The organism is Runella sp. R5_40, from assembly GCF_057652295.1.
In genome coordinates, this window is record NZ_JBYFCH010000004.1 from 296,496 (window position 1) to 313,395 (window position 16,900).

17 protein-coding genes are annotated in these 16,900 nt (G+C 44.3%); 6 read left to right on the forward strand and 11 right to left on the reverse strand.

The window, feature by feature from the left end; translation table 11 throughout:
* Position 1 precedes the first annotated feature (1 nt).
* The gene (locus tag AC23N5_RS10525) at positions 2–2,326 is read right to left on the reverse strand and encodes a penicillin-binding protein 1A (RefSeq protein ID WP_183972345.1); all 2,325 of its coding nucleotides are present in this window, start codon (positions 2,324–2,326) and stop codon (positions 2–4) included.
* 184 nt (positions 2,327–2,510) lie between these two features.
* On the opposite strand from AC23N5_RS10525, the gene AC23N5_RS10530 reads away from it, so the two are divergent.
* Positions 2,511–3,146, forward strand: coding sequence for a TetR family transcriptional regulator C-terminal domain-containing protein (locus AC23N5_RS10530; RefSeq protein ID WP_183972344.1), 636 nt, complete (start codon positions 2,511–2,513; stop codon positions 3,144–3,146).
* Complete coding sequence (locus tag AC23N5_RS10535) at positions 3,143–4,477, forward strand: ABC1 kinase family protein (RefSeq protein WP_183972343.1); 1,335 nt, start codon at positions 3,143–3,145, stop codon at positions 4,475–4,477. The genes AC23N5_RS10530 and AC23N5_RS10535 overlap by 4 nt, the downstream gene beginning before the upstream one ends.
* A gap of 44 nt (positions 4,478–4,521) precedes the next feature.
* Here AC23N5_RS10535 and AC23N5_RS10540 read toward each other — a convergent pair whose 3' ends face one another.
* The 7 genes from AC23N5_RS10540 to AC23N5_RS10570 all read right to left on the reverse strand — a co-directional run bounded on the left by AC23N5_RS10540 (position 4,522) and on the right by AC23N5_RS10570 (position 9,677).
* A complete protein-coding gene (locus AC23N5_RS10540) occupies positions 4,522–5,169 on the reverse strand; it encodes an SCO family protein (RefSeq protein ID WP_487755530.1) in 648 nt (215 codons plus the stop codon).
* A gap of 17 nt (positions 5,170–5,186) precedes the next feature.
* Positions 5,187–5,753 carry a toxin-antitoxin system YwqK family antitoxin gene (locus AC23N5_RS10545; protein ID WP_487755531.1) on the reverse strand — a complete coding sequence of 189 codons (567 nt, stop codon included), beginning with the start codon at positions 5,751–5,753 and terminating at the stop codon, positions 5,187–5,189.
* A 14-nt stretch (positions 5,754–5,767) separates the two neighbouring features.
* Positions 5,768–6,511, reverse strand: a complete 744-nt coding sequence (locus tag AC23N5_RS10550) for a YHYH protein (RefSeq protein ID WP_487755532.1) — start codon at positions 6,509–6,511, stop codon at positions 5,768–5,770.
* Positions 6,512–6,681: 170 nt separating this feature from the next.
* Positions 6,682–7,197, reverse strand: coding sequence for a Spy/CpxP family protein refolding chaperone (locus AC23N5_RS10555; protein ID WP_183972339.1), 516 nt, complete (start codon positions 7,195–7,197; stop codon positions 6,682–6,684).
* Between the two features lie 9 nt (positions 7,198–7,206).
* A complete protein-coding gene (locus tag AC23N5_RS10560; protein ID WP_487755533.1) occupies positions 7,207–7,512 on the reverse strand; it encodes a hypothetical protein in 306 nt (101 codons plus the stop codon).
* A gap of 21 nt (positions 7,513–7,533) precedes the next feature.
* Positions 7,534–8,106: an RNA polymerase sigma factor gene (locus tag AC23N5_RS10565; protein WP_183972337.1), complete on the reverse strand. Its 573-nt coding sequence runs from the start codon at positions 8,104–8,106 to the stop codon at positions 7,534–7,536.
* 50 nt (positions 8,107–8,156) lie between these two features.
* Positions 8,157–9,677 (reverse strand): D-apionate lactonase family protein, encoded by a 1,521-nt coding sequence (locus AC23N5_RS10570; protein ID WP_487755534.1) that lies wholly within the window; start codon positions 9,675–9,677, stop codon positions 8,157–8,159.
* Between the two features lie 216 nt (positions 9,678–9,893).
* Here AC23N5_RS10570 and AC23N5_RS10575 point away from each other — a divergent pair, with 216 nt between their 5' ends.
* Complete coding sequence (locus AC23N5_RS10575) at positions 9,894–10,052, forward strand: hypothetical protein (protein ID WP_487755535.1); 159 nt, start codon at positions 9,894–9,896, stop codon at positions 10,050–10,052.
* Between the two features lie 94 nt (positions 10,053–10,146).
* Here the strand turns inward: AC23N5_RS10575 and pepT are convergent, their stop codons facing one another.
* The 3 genes from pepT to AC23N5_RS10590 form a co-directional block, all read right to left on the reverse strand.
* The gene (pepT, locus tag AC23N5_RS10580; RefSeq protein ID WP_487755536.1) at positions 10,147–11,385 is read right to left on the reverse strand and encodes a peptidase T; all 1,239 of its coding nucleotides are present in this window, start codon (positions 11,383–11,385) and stop codon (positions 10,147–10,149) included.
* Positions 11,386–11,653: 268 nt separating this feature from the next.
* Entirely contained in the window at positions 11,654–12,178 is a 525-nt protein-coding gene (locus AC23N5_RS10585; RefSeq protein ID WP_487755537.1) for a hypothetical protein, read from the reverse strand.
* Between the two features lie 65 nt (positions 12,179–12,243).
* Positions 12,244–12,915 carry an NUDIX hydrolase gene (locus AC23N5_RS10590; RefSeq protein WP_487755538.1) on the reverse strand — a complete coding sequence of 224 codons (672 nt, stop codon included), beginning with the start codon at positions 12,913–12,915 and terminating at the stop codon, positions 12,244–12,246.
* A gap of 71 nt (positions 12,916–12,986) precedes the next feature.
* On the opposite strand from AC23N5_RS10590, the gene AC23N5_RS10595 reads away from it, so the two are divergent.
* From AC23N5_RS10595 to AC23N5_RS10605, 3 genes are all read left to right on the forward strand, one after another.
* Positions 12,987–13,424 carry a DUF2721 domain-containing protein gene (locus tag AC23N5_RS10595; RefSeq protein WP_487755539.1) on the forward strand — a complete coding sequence of 146 codons (438 nt, stop codon included), beginning with the start codon at positions 12,987–12,989 and terminating at the stop codon, positions 13,422–13,424.
* An 82-nt stretch (positions 13,425–13,506) separates the two neighbouring features.
* A complete protein-coding gene (locus tag AC23N5_RS10600) occupies positions 13,507–14,286 on the forward strand; it encodes a pentapeptide repeat-containing protein (RefSeq protein WP_487755540.1) in 780 nt (259 codons plus the stop codon).
* 120 nt (positions 14,287–14,406) lie between these two features.
* Positions 14,407–16,890, forward strand: a complete 2,484-nt coding sequence (locus AC23N5_RS10605; protein ID WP_487755541.1) for a S9 family peptidase — start codon at positions 14,407–14,409, stop codon at positions 16,888–16,890.
* The last annotated feature ends 10 nt before the right edge of the window (positions 16,891–16,900 follow it).

The window sequence follows — 16,900 nt, forward strand, 5'->3', positions numbered from 1 at the left end:
CTTAAAACAGAATACTTTCATCGTCGGTTACCCTTGGCCGCATGTAGGTATTGAGGGTGTCCAATTTAGGGCCACCGCAACCCAAGTTCGCTTCCATGCCATCTGGTTTATAAAAACGCTCGCGACGATACGGCGAACGCTCATTGCCCGCCAAATCAGGGTCTGCATATATTTTTTGCATATAAAGTCCCCATGCAGGCATCGCAATCCGTGCCCCTTGTCCCAGCGCCATCGTCGTAAAGTGCACGTGGTTATCTTCTCCACCTACCCAAACACCCGTCACCAAATTAGGTGTCATCCCCATAAACCAGCCGTCGGTATAGTCTGAGGTCGTACCTGTTTTGGCCGCAATGTCATTATTTTCCGAAAGTCCGTATTGGGTACGAAGGCGCTGCGCCGTTCCCCACGGATCTTCAACGGCACCACGCATGATAAACAACATTTGATACGCCATGCTCGGGCTAATTACCTCTTTTTCATCGACAGGAAACTCTGCCAACACTTGTCCTTCTTTATTTTCGATACGGGTTACAAAACGTGGTTGAACGTGTTTTCCTCCGTTGGCAAAAGTTGAATAAGCATTGACCATTTCAAAAACCGATACGTTGGGCGTTCCCAAACAAATGGTTACTTCGGCAGGAATCGGGCTTTTTATCCCTAGTTTGTGCGCGTATTCGACCACTTTTTTAGGCCCTACCATGCTCATCAAGCGCGCACTAATGGAGTTGACCGATTTAGCCAGCGCTTGGCGCAAGGTAAGTTCTTGACCCGAAAAAGAACCCGTTGAGTTTTTGGGGCACCAATCACCGATACAAACCTGTGCATCGCGAATGGTCGTACAGGGCGTAACAAAGCTTTCATTGATGGCCGAACAATACACAAACGGCTTGAAGGTAGAACCAGGTTGGCGCTTTCCTTGATATACTTGGTCGTACTTGAAGTGTTTGAAGTTAATTCCTCCTACCCACGCTTTTACGTCACCATTTCGGGGGTCCATCGACACCATCCCGATGCGCAAAAACTTATTGTAATACTTAATCGAATCCAGCGGACTCATAATCGTGTCACGGTCGCCTTGCCACGAGAAAACCTTCATTTTGATGGGTTTCCGCAATTCTTGCCAAATTTTCACCTCATCTTCGCCATACACTTTCTTTAATTCGCGGTAACGCCAACTTCTGCGTACAGCCCGTTTTTCAAAATAAGGATCGGGCGCATACCCACCGTTTGTTCCTTTCACAACCCAAGGATTCATTTTAAGCTCTTTGAAGTGCGTAAAAAACTTGGTTTGTTGGTCGCGCATGTGTTGGTCGGCGGCCTGTTCGGCATAATTCTGCATTCTTGAATCAATCGTCGTATAAATACGAAGTCCATCACGGTACAAGTCATAATCGGTGCCGTTTTCTTGGTTATATTGTGTCAACCAAGATTTCATCCAGTCACGAAGCACTTCACGGAAATAAGGCGCAGGCCCAGTATTGTGGTTTTCAATGTAAAAATTGAGGGCAAGCGGTTTCAATTTATTTTGAGCAAACTCCTCTACCGTTAAGAAACCATATTTCATCATTTGCCCCAACACCACATTACGGCGTTCCAAAGCACGCTCTTTAAACAAACGAGGATTAAAGCGAGAAGGGTTTTGCAACATCCCCACGAGCAAAGCGGCTTCGGGGAGGTCGAGGTTCCAAGGTTCTTTTTTGAAGTATGTCTTTGCGGCGGTTTTAATCCCATCAGCGTTGTTACCAAACGACACAGTGTTTAGGTACATCGTCATGATTTCTTGTTTGGTATAATTCCGTTCCAAACGCACCGACAAAATCCACTCTTTGGTTTTGGCAATAACGGTTTTTATAATCGGCAAATCTCCCAACGAACCTTTGTATTTGTCGCTGCGGGTTTGAAACAAGTTTTTGGCCAACTGTTGCGTAATTGTACTCCCTCCCCCCGTTGTACCTTGGTCGCTTGACACGAGCCCTTTGAATACCCGAAACATAGAACGGGGGTCAATACCTGAGTGTTTCACAAAACGCGCATCTTCGGTAGCGATAAGCGCCTTCACAAGATTTGGGGAAAGTTGATCAAACTCAACAGGCGTCCGATTTTCAATAAAATATTTTGAGAGCGTCTGCCCGTCGGCCGAAATGATTTCCGAAGCTACTTGACTTTCAGGATTTTCGATGGCTTTTAATTCAGGCATCCCCCCAAAAAGCCAAAAGAAATTGAAATAGACTGCTACCAAGTACAAAACAGCGCTTCCGATAATAACGGTAGCCAATTGCCAAAATCGAATGATAGGTTTACGGTACTTTCCGTTCAAAAATGCCATAGTAGATGCTTAAATAATACGCCTCAGAACGCAATTATACGGTTTTTAACTGTATTTTTTTTATAATCATGCAAAAAACGTGCAAAACTCGGCATGTTGTTTTGCAAAACTAAATACCCGCTTTTACCAAACCTTTTTAGGGCACAGTTCGTTGTTTAGTGTGTATTTAGATTGACTACATATCATGGAAAAAGCCGAAAAAATCCGTAAGTCGTATATTGATTATGTCCTTGAAAACGGACAACCCCCTGCTTCATTTTATGCTTTTGCCAAAAAATTAAAAATGGCAGAGGCTGAACTCTACGAATTTTATACGTCGTTTGAGTCTATTGAAATGGATGTGTGGAAGTCTTTTTTTGACCAAGCCCTTAAAACTGCCGAAACTGACCCTACCTACCAAGGGTATAGCGTTCGCGAAAAGCTTTTGGCATTTTATTATACATGGGTAGAAGTGCTCAAAGCCAATCGGAGCTTTGTTTCATATAGTTACCGCAAACTTCCTCAGCCCGTTGCGGCCAAAAATCCCCAAGAGCTTCGTCTTTTCAAAGAAGCCTTTTTGACGTTTGCGCATGATTTGATGTACGAAGGGCGCGAAAGTAAGGAAGTGATTGCTCGTCCCTACATTGCCAATAAATATCCCGAAGCAGTTTGGCTCAACACGCTTTATATTTTAGACTTTTGGGTAAAAGATACCAGTCGAAATTTTGAATTAACGGATACCGCCATCGAAAAAACGGTGAATACAGGCTTCGATTTAATGGGTCGTTCGATTGTGGATACCGTGGTTGACTTAGCAAAATTCATGTATCAGAACCGATGAAAACACAAGATAGTATCCCCACCTCCAAAGTGGCGCGGGCCACTCAGTTCTTAAAAACAGGGGCAAAAATTGGCGGGAATTACCTGAAATACAACGTCAAAAAAATCATTGACCCCACCACGACTCGGGAAGAATTGCACCAAGACAACGCCACCGACGTTTATGAGTCGTTGAGTGAATTGAAGGGCTCGGCCTTAAAAGTTGCCCAAATGCTCAGCATGGACCGCAGTGTTTTACCGCGCGCCTACGTCGATAAGTTTCAAATGTCACAATACTCCGCACCGCCGTTGTCGGGGCCGCTGGTCGTGAAGACATTTCGGAATTTCTTTGGTAAAGCTCCGCACGAACTCTTCGACCAATTTGACATCAATGCGGCCAATGCAGCCTCTATTGGACAAGTCCATCAAGCGTTTAAAAATGGAAAAAAATTAGCCGTCAAGGTACAATACCCAGGCGTAGCCGATAGCATTAGCTCGGATTTGAAAATGGTCAAACCCATGGCAGTGACCTTGTTTGGCCTCAATGAAAAAGACGTAGAGCGATATACCGAAGAGGTAGAAACCAAACTTTTGGAAGAAACCGACTATGACCTTGAATTGCGTCGTTCGGTGGAAATATCAGAAGCGTGTAAACACATTGATGGTCTTATTTTCCCAAAATACTACCCCAACCTTTCGGCCAAACGGGTTTTGACAATGGATTGGTTGGACGGGTTTCACCTCAAAGATTTTCTCCAAACAAATCCGTCTCAGGAGGTTCGCAATCGGATTGGACAGTTGCTTTGGGATTTTTACGACCACCAAGTACACAGCCTGCGCCAAGTGCATGCCGACCCGCACCCTGGCAATTTCTTGATGCGCGCCGATGGCACCATGGGCGTCATTGATTTTGGCTGTGTCAAAGTCATTCCAGACTACTTTTACGACAATTATTTTACGCTAATCAATCCCGACACGCTGGATGATGATCCGTTGATTGAAAAAATCTTCTATAACCTCGAATTTTTGGTCAAAGAAGACAAACCTAGCGAAAAAGCCTTGTTTAAAGATTTGTTTAAACAAATGATTGTGATGTTGGGCAAACCTTTTGCCGTCGATGAATTTGACTTCGGCGACCATACCTATTTTGATTCGGTCTATGCGTTTGCCGATGAACTAGCCAAAGTGGAAGAAATCAGAAATTCAAAAGTGGCGCGTGGTTCTAAAGATGGGTTATACATCAACCGCACCTATTTTGGACTCTATTCGATGCTCAATGAATTAGGCGCTAAAGTTAAAACCACACGTCCTGATTGGCTACGAAGTAAGAAAGAAATGGAGCTTATGTCCTAACAATTCAAAAAAAGCCATTGAGGAAAGTTCAATGGCTTTTTTGATTATTCTCGTTTCAACGTTTTTATATCCTCCACCAACTGCTCGATTTCCAGCGGAAGTGTGCCATTGTAAATTCCTCTTATTCGAAGATTTTTATCTACTAAAATGAAATTTTCGGTATGTAAAAAATCGTTTTCCCCTTTTCGAATCCCCAAGTTTTCATCCGCAAAATACGACCGACGCGCTGTCTCATACAGGTCTTTACGATTTCCTGTCAGCAACTCCCATTTACTAGCTTCAACTTGATGCTGCTGCGCATAGGCTCGTAACACAGCCACCGAATCTCGCTCTGGTAACACACTGAATGACAACAGTTTTACATCGTTATCGCTGCTAAATGTACGTTGTAATTCTTTCATATTTCCCATGGTTCGCGGACAGAGACTTGGGCAGGCCGTAAAGAAAAAATTAGCCACGTGAATTTTACCCCGTAAGGAATCCGAATCCACCCATTGATCTGCTTGATTTTTAAAAACAAATTTCTTCAACTGGTGGATGGTATCCATTGAAGCCAACGACCCTACCCAATGCGGGGTAAAATCGGGCGTGTGATAATAGGGCAATTGGGGCGTGTTTCGTTGTTCAGTTATTGGTTGACAACAACAAGCAATGACCACTACAAATCCAAAAAAACAAAAACGTGTCAACATGGCTGAAAATAAGTACGTTATATTTTTATTGAAGTGGTCTCCCGTTCGTTTTCGCCCATGCAGCCTTTGGCACCGAGTAGCCCAAATCGCCGTCCGTTCTGAATGACATAATTGGCTTTGATTTGCCCATCCACGTACCACATTTGTTGTTTTCCTTCGGGTTGGCCTTCGTTATTGTAAGTGCTCAGGCTGTACATTTGCCCATTTTCAAACCATTCGTGATGTGTTCCTGTGGCTACATCCTCCGAAAAACGATAGTCAAATTTAGGAATTCCATTGGGCCACCAGCCTTTGTGCAAGCCATTTTTGTGGTTACTGTGGTAAGTTCGTTGTTCGGCTAATTGCCCATTTTCGTACCATTTTCGGTGGACTCCTTCCGCTCTTCCTTGCCAATACCCTTCTTTTGAATGTATTTTTTGGGAAGGGAAACGCACCAAAATATAACCCGAGAAAGGCTCGTTTTTGTACAATAGTAACCCATTTTGAAAACGAAATGCTAAGTCATTTTTCGCAACCTCAATGACTTTATCAGGAATTGAAATTTGAGCTGGCTGGCATCCCAGCAATCCAACAAAAATGAGCATTATCCATCCCTTTTTCATTTGGTGACTGTTCCAGGTTTTCCATAAAAGCCCGACCCATTGATGTAAGGGTCTTCAGCCGTAATGTGGTAGTGATAAATCCCATTCGCGTATTCGGCCGTGGCGTGTGAATGGCCATGATACGCATCCAAATCGCTATTAGTTACTTTTTTCCCATTTTCGACGGGGCCATACACAGGATAACCATCCAATAAAAAGCCTAAAAGTGCGCCAGTTCCTTTGGTTTTGGTCAAATACAAAGGCTCAACGTGGTAATGGTACGTACCACTGGGATCGGGATGGCCGTTGTACTGGTCAAATGAATTAATTTCATTGGTCAAAGGAGTATTTGGCCCTGCGTATTGATTGTAAAACGGAACCCCATTGAGCGATACGCCAATCGGACCGAGGGGCGTTGCTTGGGGTGAGGATGCTTTTGCAGGAGTGATGGGGATTCTAAACGTGTAATTTTGGGTAGAAATACGATTGGGATTAATGGCAAACTTTGAATTTGTTCCATTATAAGCCTCGTAATTAGCATTACTTGACCCAAAATAGGGGCTTTTGTGGTCTGGCGTTGCCGTACTTTTTATCACCACATAATCACCATCAACGTAGGCATTCAAGCTGGAGTTAAACGCTTTAAAAGCCGTTGGAAGCGTTGTTGTGTTGGTCGTTGTAGTTGGATCAACACTTTCATTAGAACTACTACACGCCACTATACCCACGATAGCGAACGCGAAACCAAAAATAACCTTCATTTTAGATAGCTGGTTAAAAATGTAACAGATTGATTTTTACCATTGCAGACTGCAAGGAGAGGTTATTTCATACGGGGAGTAAAAGCTAAAGGTTGAGGTTTAGACGGAATTTACCCAAAAAGTTTGCGATACATTGCCGTTTTTTTAAAGATATTTTTCAAATCACTCACTTATCTTGGAGGTGGCGGAGGTGGCATTGGTCCATCGGGGCGTTCTGCGGGTCTTTCGGGGTTGGCTGCCAATCGACGTAGCATTTCATCAATGACCGTATCAAATTTCTTTTGTTGTTCGGGGGAACATATTTTGCGGACATCGCTAAAATGTTGAAAGGTAATCTTATCAATTTGAGCCATTTTTTCGGCAATCGCTTTTGATTTTTGTACCAATGCACTATCCCCTACTTCGGCTTGCCCAATGTGTCGAAAATACGCTTCTTTCATTTGACGAATACTGTCGCGTAGTGCCTTCGTTTTTTGGTGATGGTCTTCGCGCAAAACCCGAAATTCCTCTTTTTGTTGCGGTGTGAAAGCCAACTCTTGCTCTAAAAACTGCCCAGGATTTTCGCCTCGGGGGCCATTTGGTCGCCCTTGCGGAGAAAACCACATCCAGCCCACTAACCCTAAGTTGAGTAAAAACAACGCAAGGGTAATTGGCCAAAGATAGTTGGATGAAAGTACGTTTTTCATGAGTTACATCTAGTTTGTATCAAACCCGCTAAAGTCGTTGAGGCCATAATCGTTGGCAAACTGCTCTCCAGACTCAGCGTTTGAGGAACGGTGTGAGACTTGATAAATCGTCCATACATTTAGAAGAATAACCACTCCCAAAAACGCATAAGCATACGCAGGTCGCCAATGCCAGCCCGTTTTTACTTGCTTTTTTTTCTCCATTCGCGCCTGCAAACGGGTATAGAAAAAAGGCGTAGGTTCGGCGGGCTTTATTCCCTCCAGCGATTGAAGCGTCCGCTCAATCTCCTCCTCTATTTGGTAATTCTTTTTCATGATTTTTATTCTTTTTTATGGCTATTGAGATGTATAATACGTTTTCAACAAAGATTTTAGATTCGTTTTAGCTCGAAACATCAACGATTCCACCGACGACAACGACACTTGCATCACTTCCGTAATCTCCTGATAGCTCAGTCCCTCCACGTGGTGCAGGGTGAAGGCAATTTTTTGGTTATCCGACAACTGATTGATGGCCTTGAACAGCACCGACGCCCGTTCTTTATTTTCCAATTCGACCCCTGGATGCACAAAATCAATCGGTTCGTACACGGCTTCGTTGTTTTCCCCAAATAAACTACTCAAAAAACCTCCCCATCGCTTTTGAGCCTTCTTTTTCCGATACGCTTCTAAAGCTTTGGTTGTGGCAATTCGGTAAATCCATGAGCTTACCTTGGCTTCACCCCTAAACGTATCAATCGACTCATACACTTCCATAAACACCTCTTGAGCGACGTCTTCTGCTTCTTCGGGGTGCTGAACAATGGCCAATACCGTATTAAACACTTTCGTTTGATAGTGCTCAACTAAGTATCGAAACGCCACCGCTTGGCGTGATTGTAGTCCTTGAAGAAGTTCTAAATCGTTCAAATGGAATCAGATTTATTCGTTTAGATGCACCTTCTTCTAAAAACTTGCGGTCAACGGTGATTTTTTTTGGGAAATATTTCAAACGCAGGATACGGATTCCCTTCTAGGGAAAGAATCCCCAGTTGACCTACCGTACGTAAAAGCGTCACAGAAGCCACCCTGCTTGCCGACAGACTATCCCAAACCTCTGATAACCAATCTTTTGCAAAACCTGTCGATTGGCGTGGGTCTATTTGTTTTGAAAGGGGAATTTGAACATCGGCAGGGGAAAAAGCGTACGGATTGGCGCGGGCTCGTAGCGAAATAAAATTGATGTGAACGGGTTTATCATACAAATGTTCGGCACTTTCTACTTGGTATTCCAGCGTTTCGGCATTTTCTAAAATCGTAAGATTGTCGAAGGCGTGTACCTGCGGATGATAGGAAAACGTGACAAAATCGGCTTCTTTGGCCTCAAAACGGTTGCGGTTTAGTTCCGTAAAATTGTAATTGGTACCTACCCCAAATTTTACGTTTGGAAGTTGATTTTTTAAAGTTGGAATTAGGTCAATGATTCGTTGCGGCGTAGTTACCTCATTTGTCGAAAACAACAAAACACTACTGATATTCAAGCGATTCTGTTGACAGATAAACACAAATTCTTCCAAGTTTTTTTCTTCCTCTTCTCCTATCGTAAGGGCTACTTCCAAAGGCAAACCAAGGTCAAAGGCATTTTCGCAATGGGTAGAAAATTCAGTAATCCACGAGGCGGAAGGAAGTGTAAGGTCGATGCGATAATGCGTCAACTGTAGCTTTTTCAACTGGTCGATGGCTTCCTTTGTCAATGCTGCCGATTCAACCGAAGCCCCAATTCCCAGTTGAAAGGAGGTTGCTTTTGGGGGTAAAACGGCTTCTTCTGACTTAATTTCTAACGTTGGATTTTCAATGGGCGGATGGAGCGTAATTCGTTGAAAAACAGTGTTTCCTTTTTTATGCAAAACAGGAAATGGCTTGGACAAAGGTGTACAAAACGTTTTAAAGGACGCATCTCCCCAATTTCGCTGGTCTTCGGTTTCAAACGTATCTCCCTCAAAATCCATTTGATACGCCGCTCCTCCCGCCACTTGCCAAGTCATCGAACGAATCATCAAAAAAGGGTCTTCTGGCGAAATGTATTGGGGAAAAATAGACGTAGAACTGGCACCATCTTCATGAAGAAGCGAAACGGGCTGATTCGCGATTCCTTTGATAGGATGTAACACGCAAAACCCAGCTCTGTTGCTCCACACGTCCGTCAATGCTTTTCCAGAAATTTCAAAGCTAATTGTACCATCGTAGGCGCCATTGATAGCTACCTCCCACTCAAAAATCGGCGTTGAAGTTTCATCTACGTGGTTACACTTATAATGAATTTGAAAGCTAGTATCCTCTTTTTGAACAACTTCATCAAAAATAACTTTGTCAAACGTGCCCCAATTGTGGTCACGTAAGGCAAAATAAATCATCCGAACTACTTCTTTCCCTTGATGTTTTAACTGACGAATGCTCCCTTGTTCGTATAAAAACGCATACTTTCCCGCTTGTAATATCATTAACAATTTGTTTTGAATTAACATTTAAAACCAAAAAAAGGCCACTTTTTATATCAAAATAGCCTATCATTTTATCAAGAACTTACTGTACTCACACAACAACTTTTGGGTGTTCTTGGCATTTGGCCACCCATTAATTGTACTTTTCCAATTCACAATTTGGGCTTTATTTGTATTATTCCGACCTTTGTGGTACATTCATCAAACAGCAATACCATGATCGCAATTAATTTTGAACACATTAAAGCCTATTTTGAACTTGCTCAATCTAAGAACTTGTTCAAACGTTTTTTGACTTGGTTTCTACGTCATCAATCGGCCTTTGAAACCATCGCCCGTACTGGACAACCTTTTGGAAGAAACGTCTTTAAATAACCCATAAAAAGCAAAACACCGCGCCCAAACTAAAAACCAAAACTTCGTTCGCATTTACTCTTTCGTGCGCGGTGTTGCTTTCTATCATGTAGCATTAGTGTTTTTCTTCCCAAATTTGGCAAAGGTTCACGATTACCTCGACTGCTTTTTGCATATCTTGAACCGAAACCCATTCCAATTTTGAATGAAAAGCATGACCACCTGTAAAAATATTGGGGCAAGGCAAGCCCATGAAGGAAAGTCGAGAGCCATCGGTTCCACCTCGGATGCTTCTTTTTAACGGAGTCAACCCTGAGCGGCGGATTGCTTCCCATACGTATTCCGAGACATGCGGGTGGTTATCAAGCACTTCTTTCATGTTTCGGTATTGTTCAATGACCTCAAAATCGGCCGTTGAATGGGGATATTGTTGTAAAACTTGGTCAAGAATCCCTTTGAGGTAGGCTTCTTTTTCGTGTAGCCCTGCCACCGTAAAATCGCGAATGATGAAGCCAAGGGTCACTTTTTCTTGGATTCCTTCGATGTTTGTCGGGTGGATAAACCCTTGTTTTTCTTCGGTCGTTTCGGGCGAAAGGGCGTCTTTTGGCAAAGCGGCAATCACATCCGCCGCAATTTTAAGGGCATTTTCGAGTTTCCCTTTGGCAAAACCTGGATGGGCACTGATGCCACGAATGGTAATTTTTACGGCGTCGGCACTGAAGGTTTCGTCTTCAAACGACCCAAGGCTTTCGCCGTCGATGGTATAGCCAAAATCGGCACCTAACTTGGCGAGGTCCACTTTATTTGTTCCTCGACCAATTTCTTCGTCGGGTGTAAAGAGGATTTTAATCGTACCGTGCTTAATTTCAGGGTGTTCCAACAAATAACGTACGGCATCCATGATTTCGGAAACCCCTGCTTTGTTGTCAGCCCCCAATAACGTGGTGCCGCTGGCAGTCACGATGTCATTGCCAATTTGTGCGTCTAAATCAGGGTGTTCCGAGCGACGAATCACCTGCGCAGGGTCGTCGGGTAGTACAATGTCTGTGCCTTCCCAAGCCTTGTGAACAATCGGTTTGACACCCGCACCTGAGCAATCGGGAGAGGTATCCACGTGTGAACAAAAGCAAATGACAGGAACGTTTAATTTATCCGTATTGGCGTGAAGGGTTGCATATACATAGCCGTGTTCGTCGAGGTGGGCATCCACAACCCCCATCTCAAACAATTCGGTCACCAACATCCGACTCAGGTTTTTCTGTTTTTCGGTCGAAGGTTGTAACGTGGAATTAGGATCTGATTGGGTATCAATTTGAACGTATCTTAGAAACCGTTCGAGTACTGTTGATGACATAAAAGGTTAAATTGGGTTTAAGTTTATTGAGACTTTCCAAGTTTCTTGTTTCTGCTAAGGTTAAACACATTTAAAAAAACAGCCTCGGAGAGGCAAAACCTTTGTAGTGAAAGAGGTCACCGAGCGTCGGCCGCCCCGAAGGGGCTTTAGGGGGGAGGTAATTATTTCTTTCTACGAAGATTTGGCTCCTCTGGAGCAATAAATAGTCACTTTTTCTTTTTAATGCGTTCAACCTGGTTTCTGTTAAATTAAACTTGGAAAGTCTTGGTTATTCTACCGCAGGTTTGAGGTCATCGACGGTAATCGTGCCGCCTGCGTGGGTAAATTTCAGTTTTTTTCCAGTTCCATCCTGTGCTTGCTGCACCCCCCAAAGGGTCAAGCCTTCGGTACTGTAACGGGCTATTTTGTCTTCTTCTTCAATCTGCAACACATTTTGAGGGGCATAATAGGCATATTTTGTCCCGTTTTGACTACCACTGAACGTCGCAGGAATGGTTTTGATGGGAGCAGCCACGGTGGCATCTTTCTTTTCTGTTTCCTCGGGTTGCGTAGCTTGATGCTCGCGCACAAACGACGCAAGTTCCGCACACAAAGCGGCTACTTTGGCCTTGAGTCCATCGTTGAACATGTCGCCAATCATCACCATTCCTGATTGCCACTGCCCCATTCCTCCCAATTCGGCACTGTTGAATTGCACTTGAAAACCACTTGTGGTTTGTAATCCTTCCAATAACGTCCGTACAGTTGCTTCGGTTATCTGGTATTTGGCGGCGATATCGTGAATTTTTGACATGGCAGTAGCTGATTTTTGGTTAATTGTATAGTATTCATACTACTAAAAAATCATACCAATCCTAGTTATAACTGCTTCAGCAACTCCCAATCTCCTATTGCTTTTAGGTATAGGAAATCAAGTAAAATACCATTGACGTTGTTGATGAGTCGGTGGCCTTCCAAAAATGGCAAAACACAAGTTACAATCCGCTCATGTTCAGAGGCTTCCCCCATAAATCGCTGGTCGTACGACATGATTTTTTCTTTGGGAAGCTCTATCTCACAATAAAAATAGTACATCGCTTCATCGCTTGTGCCCGTTGAAGGATACGCAGGAGCATCCATGAGCCTAACCAGCTGACTTTGTGACACTTCAATCCCAGTCTCTTCCCATACCTCTTTGGCGGCCACTTTGTAAGCGTCCGATTCGCTGTCGAGCATTCCTGCGGGATGTTCGTACGTGAGCGACCCGTCACAGATACGCCTTTGACGTACCAAAAGCAAATATTTTTCTTTCGTTAGTTCATCAATCAAACATACCAATACGCAAAGCACTTCTCCTTTTAAAAAACAAATAGGGGGAATTTTATCACCTTCAGGCGTAGTGGCATCGAGCATGAGTAGTGAAAACAATGCCTCACCTTTATGGTTGTGGCGGGTAAATTTTTCATCAATTTGATGAATATTGAGGCCATTTTTCAACAATCGACCTTTCCAAAGATTAAATTTGTGGGAGTCAAATACGTTTTCTTTCATCCGAAGCAAAATTTAGCCACAAAGTACGACAATATCACTCATTCTCACATAGTCTCATTTGTTCATTTTACATGGAACTTTCTATCTCGACTCCAGCTATTTTATTTTCAACGGTCTCGTTGATGATGATTGCTTTTACGAATCGCTATTTGGCGATTGCGAGCTTAATTCGTGAACTTCACGATAAATTTCGACAAAATCCCGACAAAAATTACGTGGACCAAATCAAGCACCTTCACCGTCGGGTTCACATCATCCGCAACATTCAGTTTATCATTGTCACCAGCCTGTTGCTAAGTGCGGTTTCGATGTTGGCCATTTATCTACATTACCAACCCTTTGCCCAAGCCCTATTTTTTGTAGCGCTTCTCATGCAAATTATCGCCCTTATGCTTTCCATTTGGGAGATTACCATTTCGATTCACGCCCTCAAAATTGAATTGAGCGACATGGAAGCACAGCTCGGAAAGCGGTTCGATTTATTTGGTCGCTCGCGAGCTAAAGAATAATTTTTTCAACTCTCGTGCAACCAAGCTGTGCTTTTTGGCATCTTATAACAAAAGCCATTTTAACACTAAAAAGCACACAACCATGAAACGCCTTTCCATCTTTGTTTTCGCCATCTGCGTATCTTTTGTCAGTTTTGCACAAAAAGAAGTTTCAGCCAAAAGTATTTTTGAGGCGATTGACAAAAAACAACAAATCCAATACGACGGCGTCGTAGTAGTAGGAACGCTGGATTTAACGGAGTTGTCCAACAAAAAACGCAAGAACAACAAAGCGTCTTGGGACGAATACAAAAGTACCGTTGAAGTACCCGTTGTATTCAGAAATTGTACTTTCAAAGGAGATGTCATTGCGTACAAAAACCTCTCAAAAGACGGAAAACGTAAAAGTATCGCAGGTTTCAACATTGAATTAGGCGAATCGAGCACAACCTATTCCACTGATTTTACTGAAAATGTGGTGTTTGAAAACTGTACTTTTGAAGGAGATTCTGAGTTTAAATACTCAAACTTTGCCCGCGTAGCCAACTTTTCGGGCACGAAATTTAGCCAGCAAGCCAATTTCAAATACGCACATTTTAAGGGTGAGGCGTCATTTTCGGGCAATCTGTTTAGCGAATATGCTAACTTCAAGTATGCGGATTTTGACGACCAAGTGTATTTCAAAAACGCTCGTTTCCGCGACTACGCCGACTTCAAATACGCTCATTTCCACGACGGAGTGTCCTTCAAAAGCGGCCGTTTCCAGCGCCATGCCGACTTCAAATACACCAGCTTCTCGAACGATACCGACTTCCAAAGTACCGATTTTGAAGGCTCTAACGATTTTAAATATTCCAACGGCAAACGCTACGTAAGCCGTTAGGAGCCGAACATAAAGCGACAAAAAAGGGAGGTTCGACGCCTCCTTTTTTGTTTTGGTAGGTTTTAGACCCAAGGCAGGGCGATTTGATTTAACTTGCAACAAATCAAACAACTAAAACCCATGAAAAAAGCGCTATTCTTTGTCGGGTGCTTGGTCGGTTTTTCGGCCTTTGCCCAAGACAATGCGGGGTACCAGCTACCACCCAAAGCCCTGGCCGATTTGGTCACGGCTCCCCCAACTCCATCGGTCAGTGTCGATAGCAAAGGTCAATGGATGCTGGTGTCGGAGCGAAACACCTCCACTACCACCATCGCCGAACTTTCACAGCCCGAACTTCGATTGGCAGGTTTACGCATCAACCCCGCCACCAGCGGCCCTAGTCGTGCCGTGTTTATCAACAACCTCAAGCTCCGCCGTGTAGCTGCCAATGCCACCGACGTACAGGTGACGGGTTTACCTACCAACCCACAGTTATCAAACGTTCAGTGGTCGCCCGACGAAACCAAGGTAGCTTTTACCAACACCACCGACGCTAAAATTGAGCTATACGTTTTGGACATCAACAGCGCTGCCGCGCGCAAAGTAAGCGATGTTGCACTCAACGCCGTTTTAGGAGTTCCTTATCAATGGTTGTCCGACAGCCAATCGTTTATCATTCGCGGGATTCCTGCCAGCCGTGGCGCCGCTCCTGAAATCAGCCGCGTACCGACGGGGCCTACCGTTCAAGAAAACCTTGGAACTAAAGCCCAAGCCGCAACCTTCCAAGATTTGCTTAAAAGCCCATCGGACGAAAAACAATTTGAGTATTACGCCACTTCTCAGGCCATGAAGCTAGGACTCGACGGAAGCCTACAACCGATTGGAAACGTTGGGATCATCGCAACCTCTTCACCTTCACCCGACGGTAAGTACGTGTTACTCGAAACCGTTCATCGGCCGTTTTCTTATTTGGTAACTGTTAATCGCTTTCCATCGAAAGTCGATATTTACGAATCCAATGGGACGTTTGTAAAAACTCAAATCGACATTCCCCTCCTCGAAAACGTTCCTTGGGGGCCTGACGCCGCGCCTTCGGGTCAGCGTGGGCACAATTGGCGCAACGACGCCCCTGCCACGCTCTACTGGGTAGAGGCACGCGACGGTGGCGACCCTAAAAAGAAAATCGCTATCCGTGACGTAGTTTTGACCTCAGATGCGCCATTTACGGGCGAACCTAAAGAAATTTATGCGGCAGCTTTCCGTTTTGGGGGCGTGACGTGGGGAAATGCCCAAACGGCACTTTTCTCAGAACGCTGGTATGCCACCCGTAAAACCATTACCAAATTGGTAAATCCAAGCAGTCCTGCCAATCCTGTTGTTTTGTTCGACCGTTCTTCGGAAGACCGTTATAATAACCCTGGTTCGCCAGAATTAAAGAAGAACCAATACGGCGAAAGGGTTTTGGACATTACCCCTACCAACGACATTTACCTCACAGGCCAAGGTGCTTCGCCCGAAGGTGACCGTCCTTTTGTGGATGTATTTAACTTAGCTACCAAACAAACCAAGCGTCTTTGGCGTTCGGAAGCCCCTTATTTTGAGCGCCCTATCAGTATTTTAAACGCCGAAAAAGGGTTGATTCTCACCTCACGTGAATCACAAGAGGAACAACCAAACTATTTCATCCGTAACCTAAACCCTGCACCTAAAAAGGGCAAAAAGCCCGCCGAACCCGCGCTTACGCAAGTAACGTTTTTCCCGCATCCTTATCCGCAATGGAAAGGTATTCAGAAACAACAACTTCGCTACAAGCGCTCCGATGGCGTGGATTTGACGGCTACCTTGCTTTTGCCTCCAGGCTACAAAAAAGAAGATGGGCCGCTTCCTTCGTTCCTGTGGGCGTATCCTGCCGAGTTTAAAAGCGCTGCTGCTGCTGGTCAAGTAAGTGGTTCGCCGTATCAGTTTAACCGCATTAGCTACTGGACGGGTGCCGCTTTTGCCACGATGGGCTATGCCGTACTTGAAAATGCTTCCATTCCAATCGTGGGTGAAGGCGACAAAGAACCAAACGACACCTACGTAGAACAACTCGTGGCTAGTGCCAAAGCGGCCATCGACGAAGGCGTGCGTCTAGGCGTTGTTGATGCCAATCGCGTCGGTGTGGGTGGACACTCCTACGGCGCCTTTATGACCGCTAACTTACTCTCTAACAGCAACTTGTTCAAAGCAGGCATTGCACGTTCTGGCGCTTACAACCGTACGCTCACTCCCTTTGGTTTCCAAAACGAACAACGCACTTACTGGCAAGCCCCTGATGTGTACAACAAAATGTCGCCGTTTATGAATGCCGACAAAATGAAAACGCCGTTGTTGCTCATTCACGGAGAAGCCGACAACAACACGGGGACATTCCCCATTCAGTCGGAACGTTACTACAATGCGTTAAAAGGGATGGGCGCTACGACCAAATTGGTCTTTTTGCCTTACGAAAGTCATGGTTATACGGCCAAAGAATCCCTTTTGCACATGTTGTACGAAATGGGTGGCTGGCTTGATAAATACGTAAAAAATGCTTCTGCCATAAATACAGGTTCAAAAACGGGTAAAATGTCGGGAGAAAAATAGACCATTATTA